At 71.2% G+C, this 20,853-nt stretch carries 17 protein-coding genes; 8 read left to right on the top strand and 9 right to left on the bottom strand.

What is annotated here, in order from left to right; all coding sequences use genetic code 11:
• The first annotated feature begins 16 nt into the window (after window positions 1–16).
• From ACWEVS_RS30425 to ACWEVS_RS30400, 6 genes are all read left to right on the top strand, one after another.
• Entirely contained in the window at window positions 17–1,117 is a 1,101-nt protein-coding gene (locus tag ACWEVS_RS30425; RefSeq protein ID WP_452554271.1) for a hypothetical protein, read from the top strand.
• 113 nt (window positions 1,118–1,230) lie between these two features.
• A complete protein-coding gene (gene ftsH / locus ACWEVS_RS30420) occupies window positions 1,231–3,180 on the top strand; it encodes an ATP-dependent zinc metalloprotease FtsH (protein ID WP_449931325.1) in 1,950 nt (649 codons plus the stop codon).
• 229 nt (window positions 3,181–3,409) lie between these two features.
• Entirely contained in the window at window positions 3,410–3,991 is a 582-nt protein-coding gene (locus tag ACWEVS_RS30415) for a Maf family protein (protein ID WP_449931323.1), read from the top strand.
• A gap of 9 nt (window positions 3,992–4,000) precedes the next feature.
• Window positions 4,001–4,786, top strand: coding sequence for an EI24 domain-containing protein (locus ACWEVS_RS30410; RefSeq protein ID WP_452554270.1), 786 nt, complete (start codon window positions 4,001–4,003; stop codon window positions 4,784–4,786).
• A gap of 97 nt (window positions 4,787–4,883) precedes the next feature.
• On the top strand, window positions 4,884–5,588 hold the full coding sequence (locus ACWEVS_RS30405) for a carbon-nitrogen hydrolase family protein (protein WP_452554269.1): 705 nt from the start codon (window positions 4,884–4,886) through the stop codon (window positions 5,586–5,588).
• A gap of 405 nt (window positions 5,589–5,993) precedes the next feature.
• Window positions 5,994–7,088, top strand: a complete 1,095-nt coding sequence (locus ACWEVS_RS30400) for a DUF4192 domain-containing protein (protein WP_452554268.1) — start codon at window positions 5,994–5,996, stop codon at window positions 7,086–7,088.
• A gap of 305 nt (window positions 7,089–7,393) precedes the next feature.
• Here the strand turns inward: ACWEVS_RS30400 and ACWEVS_RS30395 are convergent, their stop codons facing one another.
• From ACWEVS_RS30395 to ACWEVS_RS30375, 5 genes are all read right to left on the bottom strand, one after another.
• Entirely contained in the window at window positions 7,394–10,093 is a 2,700-nt protein-coding gene (locus tag ACWEVS_RS30395) for a dipeptide ABC transporter ATP-binding protein (protein ID WP_452554267.1), read from the bottom strand.
• The gene (locus ACWEVS_RS30390) at window positions 10,090–11,028 is read right to left on the bottom strand and encodes an ABC transporter permease (protein WP_452418924.1); all 939 of its coding nucleotides are present in this window, start codon (window positions 11,026–11,028) and stop codon (window positions 10,090–10,092) included. Before ACWEVS_RS30390 ends, ACWEVS_RS30395 begins: the two co-directional genes overlap by 4 nt.
• 3 nt (window positions 11,029–11,031) lie before the next feature.
• The gene (locus ACWEVS_RS30385; protein ID WP_452554266.1) at window positions 11,032–12,555 is read right to left on the bottom strand and encodes an ABC transporter substrate-binding protein; all 1,524 of its coding nucleotides are present in this window, start codon (window positions 12,553–12,555) and stop codon (window positions 11,032–11,034) included.
• Between the two features lie 105 nt (window positions 12,556–12,660).
• Window positions 12,661–13,068: a hypothetical protein gene (locus tag ACWEVS_RS30380; protein ID WP_452554265.1), complete on the bottom strand. Its 408-nt coding sequence runs from the start codon at window positions 13,066–13,068 to the stop codon at window positions 12,661–12,663.
• A gap of 642 nt (window positions 13,069–13,710) precedes the next feature.
• A complete protein-coding gene (locus tag ACWEVS_RS30375) occupies window positions 13,711–14,052 on the bottom strand; it encodes a hypothetical protein (RefSeq protein ID WP_449931307.1) in 342 nt (113 codons plus the stop codon).
• Window positions 14,053–14,247: 195 nt separating this feature from the next.
• Between ACWEVS_RS30375 and ACWEVS_RS30370 the strand changes: the two genes are divergently transcribed.
• Window positions 14,248–14,808 (top strand): DUF1707 and DUF4870 domain-containing protein, encoded by a 561-nt coding sequence (locus ACWEVS_RS30370; protein WP_354916604.1) that lies wholly within the window; start codon window positions 14,248–14,250, stop codon window positions 14,806–14,808.
• 1,187 nt (window positions 14,809–15,995) lie between these two features.
• Here the strand turns inward: ACWEVS_RS30370 and ACWEVS_RS30365 are convergent.
• The 4 genes from ACWEVS_RS30365 to ACWEVS_RS30350 all read right to left on the bottom strand — a co-directional run bounded on the left by ACWEVS_RS30365 (window position 15,996) and on the right by ACWEVS_RS30350 (window position 20,026).
• Entirely contained in the window at window positions 15,996–16,784 is a 789-nt protein-coding gene (locus ACWEVS_RS30365) for a septal ring lytic transglycosylase RlpA family protein (protein WP_452554264.1), read from the bottom strand.
• A gap of 969 nt (window positions 16,785–17,753) precedes the next feature.
• Window positions 17,754–18,353 carry a histidine phosphatase family protein gene (locus ACWEVS_RS30360; protein WP_449931303.1) on the bottom strand — a complete coding sequence of 200 codons (600 nt, stop codon included), beginning with the start codon at window positions 18,351–18,353 and terminating at the stop codon, window positions 17,754–17,756.
• A gap of 130 nt (window positions 18,354–18,483) precedes the next feature.
• Entirely contained in the window at window positions 18,484–18,990 is a 507-nt protein-coding gene (locus ACWEVS_RS30355; protein WP_452554263.1) for an NUDIX hydrolase, read from the bottom strand.
• A 340-nt stretch (window positions 18,991–19,330) separates the two neighbouring features.
• Window positions 19,331–20,026 (bottom strand): class I SAM-dependent methyltransferase, encoded by a 696-nt coding sequence (locus tag ACWEVS_RS30350; RefSeq protein WP_452554262.1) that lies wholly within the window; start codon window positions 20,024–20,026, stop codon window positions 19,331–19,333.
• A 100-nt stretch (window positions 20,027–20,126) separates the two neighbouring features.
• Here ACWEVS_RS30350 and ACWEVS_RS30345 point away from each other — a divergent pair, with 100 nt between their 5' ends.
• Entirely contained in the window at window positions 20,127–20,666 is a 540-nt protein-coding gene (locus ACWEVS_RS30345; protein WP_452554261.1) for a hypothetical protein, read from the top strand.
• The last annotated feature ends 187 nt before the right edge of the window (window positions 20,667–20,853 follow it).

Here is a 20,853-nt window from a genome sequence, read left to right as displayed (position 1 = left end):
TCGTACGCTCCCGATCGTGCTCGATGGGGAGAGTGGGGCCGCGGGGCCTCAGGTGAAATATCAGGCGAGGCCCGCGGGCTCTCCGCTCAGGCGCAGCCGCCTGGGCGACCTGCGGATGCGGGTGGTCTACCAGGTGCTGGCCGTCGTGGCCGCGCTGGCCGTGCTCGTGGCCGGCGGGCTCGCCATCGCGCTGTCAGGAGGCGCGGACGAGGGCGCCGCCCGGCCGGTCGCCGCGCCGCCGGCCGTACCGTCCTCGTCCGCCCCCTCGCCGCCCGCCTCGGCGGCTTCCACTCCCGGCTCCTCGGCGGCTGCTTCGCCCGGATCCACGGACGCGCCGGCGACCGCTGCCCCTGCCGCCTCGCCGGCGGCCACCGTGGCCGGTTCCTCGGGCGCGCCTTCGACTGCGCCTTCGACTGCGCCCTCGGCCGTCGCCCCCGTGCCGTCCGGGGCCGCTACGGCGGTGCCGTCCGGGGCGCCCTCGGTGGTGCCCTCGGCGGTGCCGTCCGTGGTGCCGTCGGCGGTGGCGGCGCCCGTCGCGTCCGCGACGCCGAGCCCCGGCGCCTCCATCGCCCCCGGATACACCGCGCTCGAGGCGCTGGCCGCCGACCGCAGGGTGCCGAAGCTGCCCGGCCGCATCCGGCTGCGCGCGCTCACCGGCAAGCCCGTCGCGACCATGGGCGTGATCAAGGACACCAAGACGGGCGTGTCGGTGCCCCGCCTGCGCGCCCCCTGGAAGAGGTACGGCGCCGCGCCCTTCACCTCCAGGCAGGTGCTGCCCAAGGCGGGCGCCGGCCCGAGGGCGATGCTGGTCAGCTGCCCCGTGCCGATCGAGGCGCAGGAGCGGCTGCGCGACACCGCCCTGCTGGCCGCCCGCTGGACGCTGAACCACCACCCCAAGGGGGCGGTGATCCGCTGGCTCGGCGCCCAGCCGATCAAGAAGGGCTGGACGCTCTACTACCAGGTCAAGTACGGCAAGCGCGCCTCGGTCGCGGCGGTCGCCGTGCTCGACACCGGCAAGGCCAGGCCCGCGCTGGTGTTCGTCACGATCCCCGACACCCAGAAGAAGAGATGGGCCGATATCCGTCGCGTCATGTCGGGAGTTCGTGTTCTAGGCTGACGAACGAGAAACGTGCGCCCAGACCGTTGAAACCGTACGGCTCGGTCAGTGGCGCGCGTTTCTTATTGTTGAGCGACCGACGATACGGCGATTTTTTTTGGGGGAGTGACGCCGTGGCTGAGCGTTCGAGCTTGCCGAAGAAGGAGCCGAACAAGGAGCAGCCCAAGCCCTGGCGTGCCGAGGGCCTGCCCAAGGGGGGCTCGGGAGGGCGACCCAAAATCAACTGGTGGCGTTTCGTCGTCACGTTGCTGGTGGTCTACGCGGGCTTTTTCCTGATCTCGTCGTTCTTCGACGAGGGCCAGGTGGAGACGATCTCCTACAGCCAGTTCACCAAGCAGGTGACGGGCGGGAACGTCAAGGAGGTCTACGCGCAGGGCTACTCCGTCACCGGAGACCTCAAGAAGCCCGCGACCGACCCCGACAGCTCCAACAAGACCTACACCAAGTTCGTCACCGAGATCCCGGTGTTCGCCAACGACGAGCAGCTCTTCCAGCAGCTGACCACGTCGGGCGTGGAGATCAAGGCCGAGCCCATCAGCACGGGCAGCCGTGGCTTCCTCATCAACCTGCTGCTGTCGCTGCTGCCGATCGCCGTCCTGGCGGCCCTGTGGATCTGGGTCATGCGCCGCGGCCCCGGCATGATGGGCGGCGGCGGCCTCGGCGGCCTCGGCAGGTCCAAGGCGGCCAAGCCGATCGAGAGCGACAAGATCCGGGTCACGTTCGAGGACGTGGCCGGCATCGACGAGGTGGAGAACGAGCTCGTCGAGGTCGTCGACTACCTGAAGGACCCGGACAAGTACCGCCGTCTCGGCGCCAAGCTGCCCAAGGGCGTCCTGCTCGCGGGCCCGCCCGGAACCGGCAAGACCCTCCTGGCCCGCGCCGTCGCCGGCGAGGCCAACGTGCCGTTCTTCTCCGCCAGCGCGTCGGAGTTCATCGAGATGATCGTCGGCGTCGGCGCCTCCCGGGTGCGCGACCTGTTCGAGGAGGCCCGCAAGGTCGCCCCCTCGATCATCTTCATCGACGAGATCGACGCGATCGGCCGCGCCCGCGGCGGGGCCAGCGGCCTCGGCGGGCACGACGAGCGCGAGCAGACGCTCAACCAGATCCTCACCGAGATGGACGGCTTCTCCGGCGCCGAGGGCGTCATCGTGATCGGCGCGACCAACAGGCCCGAGGTGCTCGACCCCGCGCTGCTGCGTCCCGGACGGTTCGACCGCACGGTCATGGTCTCGCCGCCCGACGCGGCCGGCAGGGTGGCCATCCTGCAGGTCCACACCAGGAGCGTGCCGCTCGACGGCGACGTCAGCCTGCAGCAGCTGGCCAAGACCTCGCCCGGCATGACCGGCGCCGACCTGGCCAACCTCGTCAACGAGGCGGCGCTGCTGGCCGCCAAGCGCGGCAAGGAGAAGGTCTCGGCCGCCGACTTCGCCGACGCGCTGGAGAAGCTGCAGCTCGGGGCCGCCCGCTCGATCGTCATGCCGGAGGAGGAGCGCACCAGGACCGCCTACCACGAGGCGGGACACGCGCTGCTCGGCATGCTCCAGCCGGGCGCCGACCCGGTCAGGAAGATCTCGATCATCCCGCGTGGCAGGGCGCTCGGCGTCACCCTGTCCACACCCGACACCGACCGCTACGCCTACGACGAGAAGTACCTGAGGGGACGCATCATCGGCGCGCTCGGCGGCATGGCGGCCGAGCAGGTCATCTACGGCGTGATCACCACCGGCGCGGAGAACGACCTCGAGCAGGTCACCATGATCGCGCGTGGCATGGTCGGCAGGTGGGGCATGTCGGAGCGGATCGGCCCGCTGACGATCCTGCCCAACGAGGGCCAGCCGCAGGCCGCCCCGCACACGCTCGCCACCCTGGACGAGGAGGTGCGGCGGATCGTGGACGAGTGCTACGAGGCGGCGGTCCGGGTGCTGACCGAGAACAGGGACCGGCTGGAGGCGATCGTCGTGGCCCTGCTGGAGCAGGAGACGCTGGACGAGGCCGACGCGTACGCCGCGGCGGGGCTGCCGCGCGCCAACCGGCCCGCCATCGAGCCCACGCCGCACCTGTGACGCGCCGAGGGGCAGGCGGGGGCGTCACGCGGCCGACGTCCTCGCCCGCCTCGAGGCGGGGTCTGGCCGGGCTTCCGGCGTGACGCCCGGGTCGACCCGGCGCGTGGATGTGGTGGACGAGACGGCCTCGGTCTGGGTGCTTGGTCCCGCGGAGGTTCGGGTTCGTGCGTTTGCGGACCTGCAGGGGCGTTCGGGCAGACAGGGGACGGAGCCCGGATAAACTGACCGGGTGATCGTGCTTGCGTCAGCCTCCCCCGCCCGCCTCGCCCTGCTCCGCAGCGCCGGGCTCGATCCCAAGGTGATCGTGAGCGGGGTCGACGAGGAGGCGTTCACCGCGGTGCTCCCCGCCGACCTGCCGCTGAAGCTGGCCGTCGCCAAGGCCTCGGCGGTCGCCGACGGCCTCACCGAGGGCCTGGTCATCGGCTGCGACTCCATCCTGGAGCTCGACGGCCGGCCGTACGGGAAGCCGGGCACCGCTGAGGAGGCGCTGACGCGCTGGCGGATGCTGCGCGGCAGGACCGGCCGCCTGCTGACCGGCCACTGCGTGATCGACGTCGCCACGGGACGGCAGGCCGCCGAGGTGGCCTCCACGGTGGTGCGGTTCGGCACGCCGTCCGAGGCCGAGATCGCCGCCTACGTCGCCAGCGGCGAGCCGCTCCACGTGGCCGGCGCCTTCACCCTCGACGGGCTGGGCGGCTGGTTCGTCGAGGGCATCGAGGGCGACCACGGCAACGTGCTGGGCATCTCCCTGCCGCTCGTACGCGAGCTGTTCGCCGAACTCGGCTACGCGGTGACCGACTTCTGGCGCTAGTTTCTCCCCATGCGATCAATGCGTGAGTTCGCCGGTGGCGTCGGGTTCTTCTTCCAGGGGCTCAGATGGGTCGCCAAGAACGGCAAGTGGTGGGGTTTCGGGCTCGTTCCCGCACTGATCGCGTTCGTGATCTACGTCGCCGCCCTGGTCTACCTCGGCAACAACGCCACGGGGATCGCCGACTTCCTGACACCGTTCGCCGACGGATGGGCCGCCGGATGGCGTGACTTCCTCAGGGGCGCGCTGGCGGTGCTGCTGTTCATCGGCGGCCTGGCGCTGGCCGTGCTGACCTTCACCGCGCTCACGCTGGCCATCGGGGAGCCGTTCTACGAGAAGCTCTCGGAGAAGGTCGACCCCCTGCACGGGACCGACGACGTGCCGTGGTGGCGGTCGATCCCACGCTCGATCCGCGACAGCCTGGTCACCCTGCTGTATGCGCTGATGTTCACGATCCCGCTGTTCTTCCTCGGGTTCGTGCCGGTGGTCGGGCAGACGGTGGTGCCCGTGCTGGGCGCCCTGGTGTCCGGATTCTTCCTGACGGTCGAGCTGACCTCGCTGGCCATGGAACGGCGCGGCATGCACCGGCGTGCCCGCTTCGGTGTGCTGCGCGCGAACAAGGCGCCCGCGCTGGGGTTCGGCGTGGTGGTCTTCCTGATCTTCCTGGTGCCGTTCGTGGCGGTCCTGGCCATGCCGGCGGCGGTGGCGGGCGCCGCGCTGATGGTCCGCAGCCGTCTCGTGCCGCTTCCCGCCGAGCCTGCCCGGCCTGCCGCCCCTCCCGCGCCGCACGCGCCATAAGCCCCTGTCGCCGCTGCTTCCGGAAACGCGGACGAAACGCGGCCACCGTACGATCGCTCCTCATCAGTGCCTCGGTATCGGCCTTGGGGGAGTCTGGATGCGCGCACCGCTGGTCATCGCCGTCGCTCAGCCGGAATGCGTGCCGTACGACGTGACGGCGAACGCGGTGACGCACGCGGCGGCGATCCGCGCCGCCGGCGCCCGCGTGGTGGTCTTTCCCGAGCTCTCCCTGACCGGCTACCACCTCGACGCCGCCGCCATCGCGACCGACGACCCGCGTCTGGCGCCTGTGGTCGAGGCCTGTGCCGAGACCGGTTCCATCGCCCTCGCCGGCGCGCCCGTCCAGGGCGAGGCGGGCCGACCGCACATCTCGACGCTGGCCGTGGACGGCACCGGGGTCGTGGTGGCGTACCGCAAGCTGTGGCTGTCCACCACCGAGGCCGGACGGTTCGCGCCCGGCGACAAGCCCGCCGTGCTCGAGGTCGACGGCTGGCGGCTCGGCCTGGCGATCTGCAAGGACACGGGCGTTCCCCGGCACGCGGCGGACACCGCCGCGCTGGGGATGGACGCCTACGTCGGGGGCGTCCTGGAGCACCGCGAGGACACGGCGGTCCAGGACGAGCGCGCCCGGCGCATCGCCACCGAGCACGGGGTGTGGGTCGCGGTGGCGAGCTTCGCCGGGTCGTCGGGTGAAGGGTTCGCGGCGGCCGCGGGCCGGTCGGGCATCTGGTCCGCCTGCGGCACCGTGATCGCCCAGGCAGGCTCTGAGCCGGGCGCTCTCGTCCGCGCCACCCTGACCTGACCTGCCGCCCGCCCGTCACCTTCGGGAGCCTCGACCGGGCACCGCTCTTCATCCACGTGAGCCCCTGGCCGCTCCATCCACAGACCGCCGGCACGTCCGCCCGTCATCCACGGCTTTCGGGCACGCCCGCCCCTGATCCACAGACCGCCGGCCCGTCCGCCCGTCATCCACGGCTTTCGGGCACGCCCGCGCCTCATCCACAGACCACCGGCACGTCCGCCCGTCATCCACGGCTTTCGGGCACGCCCGCCCCTGATCCACAGACCGCCGGCCCGTCCGCCCGTCATCCACGGCTTTCGGGCACGCCCGCGCCTCATCCACAGACCACCGGCACGTCCGCCCGTCATCCACAGAATCGCGCTCGCCCGAAAAGTCCCCGCCCCTGGCCCGGCACCCTCGTGCCCCATGAGCACCGACGTCACCGCACCCGCACTCACCCTGACCACCCCCGCCGACATCCTTGCCGCCGTGCCGTACATCGTCGGCTTCCATCCCGCCGACAGCCTGGTCGTCATCGGAATGTCGGGCAGAGTCGGCCAGGGCGAGATGCGCGTCTGCGCGCGCTGGAACCTGCCGCTCCCGCCGGGCTCGCTCCGCCCCCTCACCGGACTGTTCGCCCGAGAGTCGATCACCCATCTCGTCGCCGTCGGCTACGGCACGGGCGCCCACGTCACCCCGGCCGTCGACCAGCTCCGTTCCGTCGCCCAGTGGTGCGGCGTCACCCCGTGCGAGGTCCTGCGCGCCCACGAGGGGCGCTACTGGTCCTACGTGTGCGACCTGACCGACTGCTGTCCCCTGGACGGCACGCCGTACGACGTCTCCACCAGTCCGATAGCCGCCGAAGCGACCGTGCACGGCATGGTCGCCCTTCCTGACCGAGCCACCTTGGAGGCGACGATCGCGCCACACGTGGGCCCGGTGCGGCTGTCGATGCGCCGCGCCACGGCCGGGGCGGTCGCCGCCTTCCGCGCCGCCATGGCCACCGCCCCCGACGCCGACCACTTCGCCCACCGGTTCGTCGCCGACGGCCTGGCCCGGGTGCGCGCCGCCATCGAGACCACCGCGAGAGGAGGGAGAGTCGACGACGACGAAGCCGCCCGCCTGGGCCTCGACCTGTCCCTGATCAGGGTGCGAGACGAGGCGTGGACCCTGATCGACGAAGCCTCACGACCCGCCCACCTCGCGCTGTGGAGGGATCTCACCCGGCGCCTCGAGCCGCGCTTCGTCCCACCGGCGGCATCCCTGCTGGCGATGTCCGCCTGGCACGGCGACGACTGCGTCCTGGCGACCATCGCCCTCGAACGCGCTCTGGCCGTCGACCCCTGCTACTCGATGGCCAACCTCCTCATGCACGCGCTCCAGCATCTGCTCTCGCCGACCACGCTGCGCGACCGCATGCCCAGTCCCGCCGAGCTCGACGCCGCCATGGGCGCCCCTCACGCGAGCTGGCTGCTTCCCCTGACCGCGATCCTCGACGAGAAGGACGACAGCCTCCGTTGAGGCGCGCGCATTCCGTGCCGCCCGGGCCGGTTCCGGCGACGTCACCCGCCCACCGGGCGCACGCTCACCGTGATCGTCGGCCTTCAGGGGTGGAACGGCCGGCCGCCGAACGCGTGGCCCGCCCGACGACCGAAGAGGTCGCCCCCCGGCGGATCGAGGACGCCGACGTCATCGTCCCCGATCCCCGTCCGTCACCGTCCCTCTGGTTCGTGCCGCGCCTCGCCGTCGTCTCCGCACGTCGAGCCGGGAGACGTCGCCGGTCGTCACCTTCCGCCTGGATCGGGCAGTGGCTGGTCGCTGTCACCTCACGTCGAGCTCGGGAACATCGCCAGCCGCGCCGCGCGCCTGGCGGCCTGCTCCTCCGGATCGGGTACGAGCGCCGACAGCAGCAGCCGCCGCGTGTACGGGTCGCGGGGGTCCGTCGTCACCTGCTCGGCATCCCCGATCTCCACGATCCGGCCCTGCGACATCACCGCCACACGGTCGCTGATGTGCCGCACCACGGCCAGGTCATGGGAGATGAACAGGTACGCGACGCCGGTGTCCCGCTGGATCTCGACGAGCAGATCGAGCACCTGCGCCTGGGTGGAGACGTCGAGCGCGCTGACCGGCTCGTCGCAGATGATCAGCCTCGGGCCCAGCGCCAGCGCGCGGGCGATGGCCACCCGCTGGCGCTGGCCGCCGGACAGTTCGCGGGCGCGCCGCTCGCCGGTGCCCGCCGGCAGTCCGACCCTGTCGAGCAGGCTTCTGATGCGCTTGTCCGCGTCGGCCGTGGTGTGTTCCGCGGTCACGAGCAACGGTTCGACCAGGATGTCGTGGATGCGCATGGCCGGGTTCAGCGAGCTGTGCGGGTCCTGGAACACCGCCTGCACATCCCTCGCCCTGGCCCGGCGCGGAGCGAGCGGACGCCCGTCGAACCGGATGCTTCCGGAGGTGACGGGCGCCAGGCCCAGCACGGCCCTGCCGAGCGTGGTCTTCCCCGATCCCGACTCGCCGACCAGGCCGAGCGTCTCTCCCGCGGTGAGGGCCAAGCTCACCTCGCGCAACACCCGCAGGGGCGGGGTGCGCCGGCCCCGCTGCGGGAAGTCCACGCACAACCGGTCCACCTCGAGCAACGGGGCAGTCGCGTTCCGCGGCCCTTCGATCACCCGCGGCCGGGCGAACCCGCCGGACGGGACGACGTCCCCGCTCTCAGCCCGGAATGCGTCCTCTGGTTCGGCGGCCACCTGCGGCCGGCCGGCTTGCCGGAGCCCGTTCACGGCGCCGGCGAGCGTCGCGTCCCCGCGACCGGCGTCCGCGCCGTCACCTGCGCCGGAACGTCCAAGCTCCAGCGCCCGGCCCGGCCCGCTGACCAGCCCCAAGCGTGGCCGCCGGGGAGCCGCGTTGTGCGGGTTGGCGGCCAGCAGCGCCGCCGTGTACGGCTCGGCGGGCGACGCGAACAGCCGGCCGACCGGAGCCGTCTCCACCAGCCGCCCGTTCCGCATGACCGCCACCCGGTCGCACATGTCCGCCACCACGCCGAGATCATGGGTGACGATCAGCACCGCCATCCCGCGCTCCCGCTGCAAGGACCTCAGCAGGTCGAGCACCTCCGCCTGCACGGTGACGTCCAGCGCGGTCGTCGGCTCGTCGGCGATCAGCAGGTCGGGATCGCACGACACGGCGGCCGCGATCAGCACGCGCTGCGCCGTACCACCGGAGATCTCGTGCGGGAAGGACCGGTAGATCCGCGCCGGGTCCGCGATGCCCACCCTGGCCAGCAGGGAGAGCGCGCGCTGCCTCGCCTCACGCCTCGACAGCCCCAGGTGGACGACGATCGGCTCGATGAGCTGGCTGCCGACCCGGAAGCTCGGGTCCAGGTTCGACATGGGCTCCTGCGACACGTACCCGATGCGCCTGCCCCTGAGCCGGTTGAGCGCCCGCTCCGGCATCCCGGTCAGCTCGGCGCCGTCGAACACGACTCCGCCGGCGGTGATCCGTCCCGTGCCCGGCAGCAGTCCGAGAGCGGCCAGCACGGTCTGCGTCTTTCCCGACCCCGACTCGCCGACCAGCCCGAGCACCTCGCCCGGCCGTACCGCCAGCGAGACCCGGTCGACGACCGTGACCGGCCCGTGAGCGACGGTCAGGTCGGTGACCGTCAGCAGGGCGTCCACGGAAGGAGCGGGCGGCGCCGAGGTCCGGGGCGCGGCGGCGCGCGGCTGGGGCGGTTCCAAGTCGTCCCGTACGGCGTTGCCGAGCAGGTTGACCGCCAGGACGGTGAGCGCGATGGCCGCCCCCGGCCAGATCGACAACCACGGCGCGGTGAACACGTTGGTCGCGGCGTCGTTCAGCATGGCGCCCCAGCTCGCCGCGCCCGGCTCGCCGAGGCCGAGGAAGTCGATGCCCGCCTGGATCAGGATCGCCGCGCCGAACAGCAGGGGCGCCTGCACGACGACGGCCGACCTGACCACCGACAGCACGTGCCGGCGCACGATACGCAGATGCGACAGGCCGGACACCTTGGCCGCGTCGATGTAGAGCTCGCCCCGCACCCGCTGGGTGACGGCACGCACCAGCCGATAGATGGAAGGGGACGCCAGGAACCCGACGAAGGCCATCATCCTCACCAGCCCGGGCCCGACCACGGCGACGAACGCCAGCACCACGATGATGGCCGGCAGCGCCATCATCAGGCTGAAGACCCAACTGGCCACGGCGTCCACCCAGCGCGCGAAATACCCGGCGAACATGCCCGCCGTCACACCGACCACGAGCGCGACGGCGGTGGCCAGCAGCGCCCCGATCAGCGTGTCGCGGGCGCCGAACAGCAGCCGGCTCAGCACGTCCCTGCCGGAGCCGTCGCCGCCCATCGGATGCGCGCCGCTCGGCGGGGCGAGCACGGCGGGCAGGTCCACGAAATCGGCGGAGTAGGGGGCGAGCAGGTCGGCCGCCGCCGCGGCCACGCAGACCAGCAGCAGGAAGGCGGCCGACAGCAGCGCGCCGGGCCGGCGCAGCAGGCGCCTCATCGAGTCCTCACCCTCGGGTCGAGCCAGCCGACCAGCAGGTCGACGACCAGGTTGACGGCGAGCACGACGACGACACCGACCACGACGACACCGAGCACGACGGGAATGTCCGACCTACTGGAGCTGGCGGAAGCGAGGCTGCCGAGACCTTGGATCGCGAAGACCTGCTCGACCACGATCGCACCGCCGAACAGCCCGATGAACTGCAGGCTGACGACCGTCAGCGCGGTCGGCGCCGCGTTGCGCAGCACGTGCCGCAGCAGCAACCGCCTGCGCGGCAGCCCGCGGCTGCGCAGTGTGCGCACGTAGTCCTGCGCGAGGACGGTCGCCACCGCGCTGCGGGTCTGCGCCGCGATCGCCGCCACCGACCCGATCGCGATGGCGGTGACCGGCAGGACCAGCGACCTGATCCACTGCACGGGGCCCTGGCTGATCGGCACGTAACCGGTGGCCGGCAGCCATGGCAGGTTCACCGCGAACACGATGACGAGCAGCAGCGCGATCCACATGCCCGGTACGGCGAAGCCGAGGCTCGCCAGCACCTGGACCGTCCTGTCCACCCAGCCGCCGCGGATGGCGGCGAGCATGCCGTACGTGATGCCGAGGATCGCCGAGACCAGCGTGGCCAGCACGGCCAGCGACGCGGTGATCGGCAGTCTCGCCACGATCGTGTCGGTCACGGGCACGCCGGTGAACCACGACACCCCGAGATCACCGCGGGCGGCGGCGCCGAGCCAGGCCAGGTAGCGCTCGCCCACCGGCCGGTGCAGCCCCAGCTCGTGGCGCTTGGCCAGCAACTGCTCGGCGGTGGCCGTCACGCCGACCAGCTGTCGCGTGGGGTCGGGCACCAGGCTGGTGAGGACGAAGGTCAGCGCGGTGATCACGACGAGCAGGACACCCGCCGCGACCAGCCGGCGCACCAGCAGCGCGCGCATCGGTCAGACCGCCGGCTGGTAGTCGCGGAGGAAGACGAAGAGCTGGGTGTCGGGCACGTCGATCTTCACCTTGCTCTTGTCCCAGACCAGCAGGCTCGTCGAGGAGTACAGCGGGGCGAACCAGGCCTGCTCGACGACGTAGGTGTTCAGCTCCTTGAACAGCGCCGCCTGCTCGGCCTCGTCGGCGACGGAGATCTGCCGCATCAGCTTCGAGATCGCCGGATCGTCGACGTGGAAGGGGTTGAACACCCCGCCCGCCGCGAGGAACAGGGAGGCGTCGATCCAGTTCTGGGTGGCGGTGTAGGTGTACATGAACGCCGGGTAGGTGCCCGCCAGGTACTGCTGGGTGATCAGGTTGGTGGACACCGGCTTGTAGACGACCTTGATCCCGATCTGGGCGAGCTGCTGGGCGACGACCGGGTAGAGAGTCGGCACGTAGGCGTTCTCGCTGGGCATCGTGAGCGTGAAGCCGTTCGGGTATCCGGCCTCGGCCAGCAGCCGCTTCGCCTTCGCCGGGTCGTAGGGGTACCTCGAGTTGAGCGCCTCGACGAAGGCCGGGGAGCCCGCCGCGAACATCTGCGTCGTCCGCTTGCCGGACCCGCCGCCGACCGACCTGAGGATGCCCTCGGCGTCGAGACCGTAGTTGATGGCCTGCCTGACCTTCACCTTCGCCAGCGGCGGGGCGAGCTTGCCCGCACGGTCGACCATCCACATGCCGAGGATGAGCCCGGTCATCTCCTTGAACTGCAGGCCCGCCGCCTTCGCGGCTTTCAGCCCCGACATGGGGATGCCGCCCGAGTCGACCTGGCCGCTGGTGGCCGCCGTGAGCATGGCGTTGGTGTCGGGCAGCGCCTTGACCTGCAGCTTGTCGAAGCCGTACGTGATGGGAAGCTTGTACGTCGGATTGCGCGTGAAGGTGTAGGAGGAGCCGCGCGTAGTCGCGGCGAGGTCGAGCAGGTACGGCCCGCTGCCGATCGGCTGGGTCTTGAGCGTGGCGAACGCCTTCGGGCTGGCGATCATGCCGGGGACCAGGCTCAGGTTGAACAGCAGGCCGGGGTCGGGCTTGTTGAGCTTCAGCACGATCTCGGCCGGGTCGGTGACGTCGACGGACGAGATCGAGGCCAGCGCCGATTGGGTGGGGCCGGTGGTGGCGCGACCACGGTCGAGGTTCGCCTTCACGGCGGCGGCGTCGAGCTTCGAGCCGTCGGAGAAGACGACGTCGGCGCGGAGCTTCATGGTGAGCGTGGTCTTGCCCTTGTCGTACGTCCAGCCGGTGGCCAGCCCGGGCGTGATCGTCAGGTCGGGGTTGAGGGTCGTGAGCGAGGAGTAGACGGCCTGCAGGTAGAGAACCGAGTTGCCACCCGCGCCCATGGCGGGGTCCCAGCTCGACACGTCGGCGGCGGCGGACAGGGTCAGCACGCGTTCGCCGGCGGGCGCGGTGGCCGAACCGCCGCCCGAACAGGCCGTGCCAAGGAGGGTGAGGGCGGTGAGGGCGGCGATGGCGGCCGTGCGCCTGGAAACCGGCATGGATCCCCCTGGGGGTGAGGACGTCGAACAAAAACTACCTATCAGTTGGTAGTCTTTTAACACCCTGAGGCATGATGATCGCAACCCCTTCGTAACGTGGAGTTCTCATGCGTGGCAGCACGGGCGGGCCGAGGCGGTGGTAGGCGGCGTCGTCCTTGCCCCCGTAGCCCCGTACGGCACGCCCCTCGACGAGACCGGCACACCGACGACGGTCACGGCCACGGCGACGGTCACGGTCACGGTCACGGTCACGGCGACGGTCACGGTCACGGTCACGGCGACGGTCACGGTCACGGTCACGGCGACGGTCACGGTCACGGTCACGGTCACGGCGACGGGCACGGCGACGGGCACGGTCACGGCCACGGCGACGGGCACGGTCACGGCCACGGCGACGGTCACGGTCACGGTCACGGCCACGGTCACGGTCACGGCGACGGCGACGGCGACGGCCACCGGCGGTGCCCGCCGCACGCCCTCCCATGTCCGGATGCCTGCGGACCCCGATGCCACGGGAGCAGTCCTCAAATGCCACGCGAGGACCTCGCGCCAAGAGGGTCTCACGATGGGAGATGCCGCGATGGGCGCTGGCCGGCACGATGCCGCGGGGGGTCGAGCTTCGGGCGTCGCGAGGGGACCCTTCACGGGCAGGTGGGGTCAGCGTGAGAGGAGGTGTTCATGGCCGGAGATCGTGGCCGGGCCGGACCTGGGGATCGGCAGTGCCTTCGCGGCGCGGACCCTCTGGGCGCCCGGCGTGCGCAGGGACGGGACCGGCCGTTCGGCGGCGAGCCGTACACACCGGCTTACAGGATCGCCATCCCCGGCAGCATGGTTCGGGGTCCGGGCCTACCGGGAATCGACCCTCGAGGCGGCCGGCATGGGAGTTCCCCCGGCGCGGGCGCGACGCCGACGAGCGGTCGGGCTGGCCCGGGCTCGGACCGGCGCCATCAGAAGGGCTCTGTCAGCCGATCCGGCAGCGGGAGCGGCATCCGGTAGGTTACGTCGGCTCGTGGTGCGGCGTGGCACTGGTCCGCGTATGCGTCAGCCCGTGGCGCAGGGTGGCACTGGTCTGCGTATGTGTCAGCTTGTGGCACAGGGTGGCACTGGTCCACGAACGCGTCAGCCACCGCTCGGAGCGGTGTGCACCGGACGGCGTCAGTCCAGGTCTTCGCGCTTGCGGCGCTCGTTGTAGGCCCGCATGCGGGGCGGGTATCCGGTCAGCTGGACGTCGTACACGGGCAGCGCCAGGTCACGCGCCACCTTGCGGATCACCTGCGGCGAGCCCACCCGGCGCCGGGTCCACTCGCCGTCATCGGCGATGGCGACAGCGGTCGTGTCGGTGGCGAAAGTCTCGGGTTCGACGAAGAATTCCACCCCGCGCCGAGACTTGGCGAAAGCGATGAGCGCCTCGATATCGGCGTCGGTCGCTTCACGGTCGAACTTCGCGACCTTGTTTCCCCGCCAGCGCCGCAAGCCGTAGCGATCTCGCCATCTCATGGATCCTTTTTATATCGTTCGGCGCTCGTCTGCGTCGGGGTGTTATCGGGGAGAGATCGGGGTTTCTCCCGATGGATCTCTGGAAGCGCGAAGAGCACGATGGCATCGGAACGCCCATCGACGAAAGGCACGACAGCCATGGCATCGGCACATTCCCCAGCGCCGGCATACAGGGGGCACGGCAAGGTGCCGCCGATGGAGATGCGCGTTACCCACGAGGACCGCGAGCATGTCGTCGAACACGTCAAAGCCGCGTACGCCGAGGGACGGTTCGACAAGTACGAGTTCGAGGAGCGCCTCGACCGGGCCATGACCGCGCGCACCCATGGCGACCTCATGCCCATCATGACCGAGCTGTACGGCCCGCAACGCCACTGGCAGTCGATCGCCGTGCCGACCAGGGCCGTTCCGCGTCCGGCGCCCCGACCGCACGGTGTTCCGGCCGACAGCAACGAACGCCTCGGGGGCGCCGCGGCTCACCTGCTCGCCCTGCCCGGCCTGATCGTCATCGGCCCGCTGATCATGCTGCTCACGGGTGGCAAGACCTCGCCGTACATCCGGCAGCACGCGGTCGAGGCGCTGAACTTCCACCTGACCTTGCTCGGCGCGACGCTCCTGCTGCCGTTCACGATCGTGGGGATCGTCCTGCTGCCGGTGATCTGGGTGGCCGCATTCGTCCTGGCGATCGTCGGCGGGGTGTCCTCGCTGGCGGAGAACGACTTCCGCTACCCGCTGACGGTCCGCCTCGTGAAGTAGTGATCCAGTAGGGACGCGCCGCTCTGAACCCGGCCCTCAACCCGGCTCTGAACCCGGCTCTGAACCCGGCCCTGAACCCGGCGCGGACCAGGCATGGACGCGGGGCCGATCCGGTGGCCAGGGGGGACGGCCGGACGCACCATGAGGGGTGACGCCAGGGAAGCATGCGGACGCTCGGGGTGAGGCGGTCGGCGTGGGCAGCGTGAACGGGGGAGACACGGCCGGCCGGACGCAGTGACGCAGGGGCGTATGTGGACGCGGGCCAGTGGGCGTGTGGAGGGTGCCCAGCAAGGCACAGCCGGACGTAAGAGCCATCGGGGTGGTGTCGAGCGAGTCACACGGACGCTGGGGGCGGTCGGCATGTGGAGGGTGCGCGCGAGGAGAGACAGCCGGGTGCTGTGAGACGTCCAGGGGCGTGAGGGCGTCGAGCATGCACGCGGACGGGGGCAGTCAGACGCGGGTGTCACGGGGCGGGGCAGTCGGATGTGCCAGGGGAAGTGACGTGACGGCCAGGCCCAGCAGCCCGACGGCCGCCAGGCGTAGGCGGCGGCGTGTCACGGGGCACGGCAGCTCTGTGTGTGAGGGGTCCGAGGGCTGGGAACCGTCGGCCGTGTGGGGGTGTCCGGGGGTGGGGCTGTCGGCCGTGTGAGGGCGTCCGAGGGTGGGGGCCCGTCGGCCGTGTGAGGGCGTCCGAGGGCGGGGCTGTCGACCGTGTGAGGGTGTCCGACCGCGGGGGCCGTCGCGCGTGGGAAGGGTGCCGGGGGACGACGTTGGACGTGCGGGCGGGGACGGTGGACAGTCGGCCAACTGGTTGACGCGCCAGGCGGGCACGCGCGGAGCGACCACGCCGAGATCGTCGTCTCGATCGGAGACGCGGTCATTAGGGGGCGGCCGCCGTGCATGCGCGTGAGGGTGAGTGACAAGGACCCTCAGGTCCACCGCGGCCACCGCCGCGAGGTCCTCTCGGGGTCGTCCTGGCCCGGATGGTCGAAGGGGATGATCAGAGGCCGGAGACGGGATGATCGGAGGCCTGATGGGAGGCCGGATGATCGGAGGTCGGATGGGCCGGTGCCGGATGGACGGAGGTCGGACAGGGGGCGCGGCCGGGTGCCGCCGGTGGGGAATGAGGCGATGGTGCGCCGTCCGGCGGGACCCGGCCGCGAGTCGGTGTCCGAGCGAGCAGACCGCTAGCGCGCGAGAACCTGGTATTTGACGGTCATCACGCCCGACCCCGTGTTCCCGATGGCCGAGAAGGCGGCCTCGGACAGGTCGAGGCAGCGTCCGCCGGTGTACGGCCCGCGGTCGTTGATCCGCACGACGATGTCCTTGCCGTTCGAGGGGTTGATGACGCGGACCTTGCTGCCCAGCGGCAGCGACTTGTGCGCCGCGGTCATCGCCGAGGGGTTGAACCGCTCGCCGCTGGCCGTCATCTGGGGCTCGTCGTAGAACGAGGCGCCGCACCTGCCCGAAGCGATCACGCGGGCCTTCGACCTGGTGGCGACCTTCGCGGACTCGACCGAGGTGGCCTGCTTGGCGGTGCTGTTCTTCTCGCCGTCCGCGGACGATGCGCGGTCCTGGGCGGAGACAGGCGCGCGGTCCGCGGGCACCGCAGGGCGGGAACCCTTTCCTGACACCGCCGCCGACGAGGGAGCGGCGGGGGTGGCGACCAGTGGCGACCCGGACGGCGAGGCGGACGCCGTGGCCGAGGCGCTGGTCACGGACGGCGTGAGCGTCGGAGCTGCGGTGGCGGTGGACTGCGAGGTGGCGGTGGACTGCGAGGTGGCGGTGGCCTGCGAGGTGGCGGTGGCCTGCGGGGTGGCCGCTGCCTGCCGGGTGTCCGCGGCGGCGAGGCCGGTGGCGGAGGTCTGCGGGGCGTCGCCGGTCGAGACGGCGGCCCAGGCGGTGGTCGAGGCGGCGGCCAGGACGGCGGCGCCCGCCGCGACGGTGGTCGTCCAGCGACGCTTGCCGGGGGCCATGAGACGGCCCAACGGGCGCGTGCGGGACGGCTTGCTCGAATGCTGACCCAAGGGAAACCACGGTCCTAGATCGGGGACAGGACAGGGACCGGCCAGACGGGTGAGGGATGGGGGACGCGCGTCGGCCGATCCTGGAGGGAGACGTGTGACGCCTCGCGATGGACCCGAACTTACGTGACAAAGAGCGCGTAAAGGCAACTTAATGGGACATACCGTGAAATATCTCACTTTGCCCATGGAAAGGTTGCCGACGATCGACACTACGCCCTTGATCTTGGGTTTTGTCGGCAACGGCGGGCACCGCACGCGGTCGGTGAAGGGTGGAAGGCGAGTCGCAGACCCGTCCCTGCGCCAGTCCGCGGACGAACGCACCGACGTCACGCACCGACGTCACGACAGCCGCCCTTCACGGGAAGGGGCCGGAAGTGGTCTCCAGGTCGTCGAAGCCCAGGTGTCGTGCGGATCGATCAGGTAACGGGCTGCGACATACCTTCAGGGCCGAGCGTTCATCGTCCTGGTTCACCGAGACGCCCTTCTCCGTCCGCCTGAAGGCGGCGGTGCTCCGTCGAGCAGCACCGCAGAGCCCTCATGATCGTGACGCCATCGGGCCCGTGATCGCGTGCGGCGTCCGGCGCGGCGGGCCACTGGAACCAGCAGTATGGGGCCATCCCGTTGAGGCCGATCCACTGCTGGACTTGTGCGGGTCCGAAGGCCGGTGTCGTCACCCAAGGAAGCCGGTGGCAGGCGCACATGCCGACCTGCGGCACGACACCCTCGGCCCGCGCGCTTTCGAGGAGTGTCGTTCAGGCCTTCCTACCGGTAGAGCGTCCAGGGCAGGGGAGAGCGACACCTGGACGAACCCGCCCAACGCTCGTCTGGGCCGGGACCGCCGAGAAGATCCGGGAGATCCTGTGCGATCCCGGCCCCACCCGGGCACCCCGCGCCAAGGGGTCGCACCCTGGTCGGGGCTCACACGCGCAGCTCGGGCGGCAGACCTGTCCAGCGCAGTTCGGCGGGCAGGTGCCCCATGTCGTTGTAGAAGAGGACGGAGGCGGGGCGGTCGGGCGCGTACCGGATGACGGTCAGCGCGGCGTTGCAGTGGTTGAGCCCGAGCCAGCGCCACTTCGGCGCATCGAGGGCGGCACGGACGAGCCAGCCGATGAGGAAGTTGTGCGTGACGACCAGTTCGTGGCGGGTCCCCTCCGTCACCGGACCCGTGAAGACGCGCAGGGCGTGCGCGGCAAGGTCATCGCCCTCGTCCGCGGGGAACTGCTCCAGAAAGCCCAGGTAACGCTCGGCGGCCTCGGGCGGCAGCTCGTTCTTGTCCGGCCGGTAGGGGACGTAGTCCCCAGCGGCCTCCGACGGGCGCAGGGGCACGCCGGGAAGATGCTCGCCGATCAGACGGGCGGTCTGCGCGGCCCGGGGGAGCGGGCCGTGATGGATGGCGGAGAAAGGGACGTCACGGAGCCGCTCGCCGAGCAACGCGGCCTGGCGGCGGCCGTTCGCGGTGAGGGCCTGTTCGTCAGGAGTGGCCTCACCGTGGCGCGTGAGGTAGAGGTAGCGGGGCATGATTGCGGCCATTATTCCGGAATCCGATCCCTTGGACGCTCTCGACAGTGACGCGCGGACACGGACATCTCTGATGAGCGTGGCTCGCCACCACGAACGTCACGCCGTCACCGGGGCCAGGTCGGCCTCGTCAGTCGACGCGACTCAGCCACGCGTCCTGCGCGTCGGCCAACGGTCCTGCCAGAGGTAGCGGGACGAAGCGGCACGCGAACTCGAGGCCGGCGTCCTCGCCGTCAGCGCGAACGCGGTGGTGCCAGGCATCAGCGCTGTCCGGACGGGCGGTGAGGTGGAAGAACGTCGTTCGCCGCGGCTGCCCGTCATCGGCACGCGGCCTGTCATCCACCGCGATGGGCCGGACGACGGAAACCGCGGTCGAGCCGGTCTCCTCCTCGACTTCTCGAAGGACGGCCTGCTCCAGGCTTTCGCCAGGCCGGACCCCTCCCGCCGGCACCTGGGTGCCGGCGTCGGGCGCGCCGACGTGATCGAAGACAAGGAGTTCCGGGGTGGACCGGTAGCGGATCACGTAGGCGGCGACGCGGATTCGCGGACGAGACATCCCTCCATCATCCCAAAAATGATCTTTGGTGCATGGCCGGACCCAAGGGTTGATGGCTCCGTACGGCCCGACGTCATCCACTCGGAACCGCGTCCTGCCGACTCACCAGTGCCAGGCAGGGCCGAGCAGCCCGATCCGGCCGGGACCACGCCGGTCACCCCCGCCGTGGCCAAAACGCCCAGGCCCCGCTGTGGCCAAAACGCCCAGGCCCCGCTGTGGCCAAAACGCCCAGGCCCCGCTGTGGCCAAGGGCGCCCAAGCCCCGCCGTGGCCGAGGACGCCCAAGCCCTCCTGCGGCCAGGGACGCTCAGGGCCCCGTCTGGCAAGGACGCTAAGCCCCCTCTGGCAAGGACGCTCAGGCCCCTGTGGGGCCCGGGACGCCCAAGTCCCCCGTGCGTCTACGCGCCCAAGTCCCTCGTGCGTCAAGGACGGACAAGTCGCACGGCGAGGAAGGACGGCGACTGCTGCAGCTTCCAGTAGGCCGCCTCGTCGACCTCTCGCAGGCCGGGCACCGGGCGCGGCTCGACGAGCCGTTCCAGGACGAACCCGGCGGCCAGCAGCTCGCCCAGGAACGTCTCCACCGGCATCCGCTGGAAGCGGATCGACAACCCGCTGTCTTGCAGGGGAAGCTCGACCCAGTCATCGGCATAGTAGGAGCCGCCGAAATGGCGCCAGTCGGCGGCCGGGTGGGTCGTCGAGACCACGAGCCATCCTCCTGGCCGCAGCACCCGGCGCAGTTCACGCAGCAACTGCGCGCGACGAGCGACGTGGTGCAGCACCAGCGCGCAGACGGCGCCGTCGAACGACGCGTCATCGGCGAAGTCGAGCGGCTCCTCCAGGTCCTGGAGCAGGAGCTCGGCCTGTTCACCCACCCGTGCCCGCGCGTGACCCAGCAGCGTGCCGCTGCCGTCGACGCCGACCACCTGGGCGCCGCGCGCCAGGAGTTCGGCCGCGTAGTGCCCCGCCCCGCAGCCGACGTCGAGGACCTTCGAGCCGGCGACGTCACCGGCGAGTTCCAGCGTCGCGGGCCGATCGGTATAGGCGTTGTACGGGCTGATGCCGGCGTGCTCGGCGAAGTAGTCTCCAAGCGCGTCGTGATAGGCGGTCTTCGGGGGCATCAGCACATCATGGCGGCGGCTGTGGCCGACTGCGAACGGTTTAACGTCGATCTCTCGGTCCCGCTCGTGACTCGTGATCCTGGAGCGATCAGGGTGAACGGTGGGATCGCCGAGGGCAGAGGTGCATCGGTCGGTCTCGACGTGGCAGCAGCCGCGCCCGCCTCGGCTGTCTCCCGAGCGGGACGCGCTCGTCGAGCAGATCGCCCAGCGGATCCTGTCCCTCGGCCACGGCAGGCTGCTGGTCGGGATCGACGGCTTCACCGCCTCTGGCAAGACGAGCTTCGGGCATGAGCTGGCGGAGCGGATCAGTGGAGCGGGACGCCCTGTGCTGCGGGCGACCCTTGACGACTTCAAGAAGCCGTGGCGGGACCGGCATCTGTACGACCGGGAGTCGGGTGAGGGCTACTACCGCAACGCCTACGACCACCAGGCGGTCAGGCGGCTCCTGCTCGATCCCTGCCGTTCGCCGGACGCGGTGCTCTGCCCCCTGTGCGGCATCGACCCGCTGACCCAGCGGGAGCACTCGGCGGACACGACACCAGTGGCGACCGACGCCCTGATGAGGTGGCCCGTTCTCGCATCCCGTCACACTGACCGCCCGAGGGCGCTGTGTCAGGCGACCAGGGCGTCGTGGTGCTGACCGACATGGACAAGGCGCAGCTGGAGCGGAAGCGGCTTCAGTGACGCGGGCGGCCGGCCACCGGCCCGGCGCCGATGGCGTGATGACCGACGGCGATGCCGTGGTGAACGGCGGTGGCGGCGTGCCCCGGCGCATCCGGGCCACGGCGGTCGCCAGAAGTTCGTCGCGAATCCCCGTGAGCCCGCGC

Source organism: Nonomuraea sp. NPDC003754 (genome assembly GCF_053605785.1).
Note: the sequence above shows the minus strand (reverse complement) of the source record. Positions and strands in the feature narration are given on the sequence as shown.

Excerpts from the sequence above, each read along its gene's own strand:
- ACWEVS_RS30410 (WP_452554270.1), top strand. The coding sequence starts at position 4,001 with ATGCGATCAATGCGTGAGTTCGCCGGTGGCGTCGGGTTCTTCTTCCAG.
- ACWEVS_RS30405 (WP_452554269.1), top strand. The coding sequence starts at position 4,884 with ATGCGCGCACCGCTGGTCATCGCCGTCGCTCAGCCGGAATGCGTGCCG.
- ACWEVS_RS30400 (WP_452554268.1), top strand. The coding sequence starts at position 5,994 with ATGAGCACCGACGTCACCGCACCCGCACTCACCCTGACCACCCCCGCC.
- ACWEVS_RS30395 (WP_452554267.1), bottom strand. The coding sequence starts at position 10,093 with ATGAGGCGCCTGCTGCGCCGGCCCGGCGCGCTGCTGTCGGCCGCCTTC.
- ACWEVS_RS30390 (WP_452418924.1), bottom strand. The coding sequence starts at position 11,028 with ATGCGCGCGCTGCTGGTGCGCCGGCTGGTCGCGGCGGGTGTCCTGCTC.
- ACWEVS_RS30385 (WP_452554266.1), bottom strand. The coding sequence starts at position 12,555 with ATGCCGGTTTCCAGGCGCACGGCCGCCATCGCCGCCCTCACCGCCCTC.
- ACWEVS_RS30375 (WP_449931307.1), bottom strand. The coding sequence starts at position 14,052 with ATGAGATGGCGAGATCGCTACGGCTTGCGGCGCTGGCGGGGAAACAAG.
- ACWEVS_RS30370 (WP_354916604.1), top strand. The coding sequence starts at position 14,248 with ATGGAGATGCGCGTTACCCACGAGGACCGCGAGCATGTCGTCGAACAC.
- ACWEVS_RS30365 (WP_452554264.1), bottom strand. The coding sequence starts at position 16,784 with ATGGCCCCCGGCAAGCGTCGCTGGACGACCACCGTCGCGGCGGGCGCC.
- ACWEVS_RS30360 (WP_449931303.1), bottom strand. The coding sequence starts at position 18,353 with ATGCCCCGCTACCTCTACCTCACGCGCCACGGTGAGGCCACTCCTGAC.
- ACWEVS_RS30350 (WP_452554262.1), bottom strand. The coding sequence starts at position 20,026 with ATGCCCCCGAAGACCGCCTATCACGACGCGCTTGGAGACTACTTCGCC.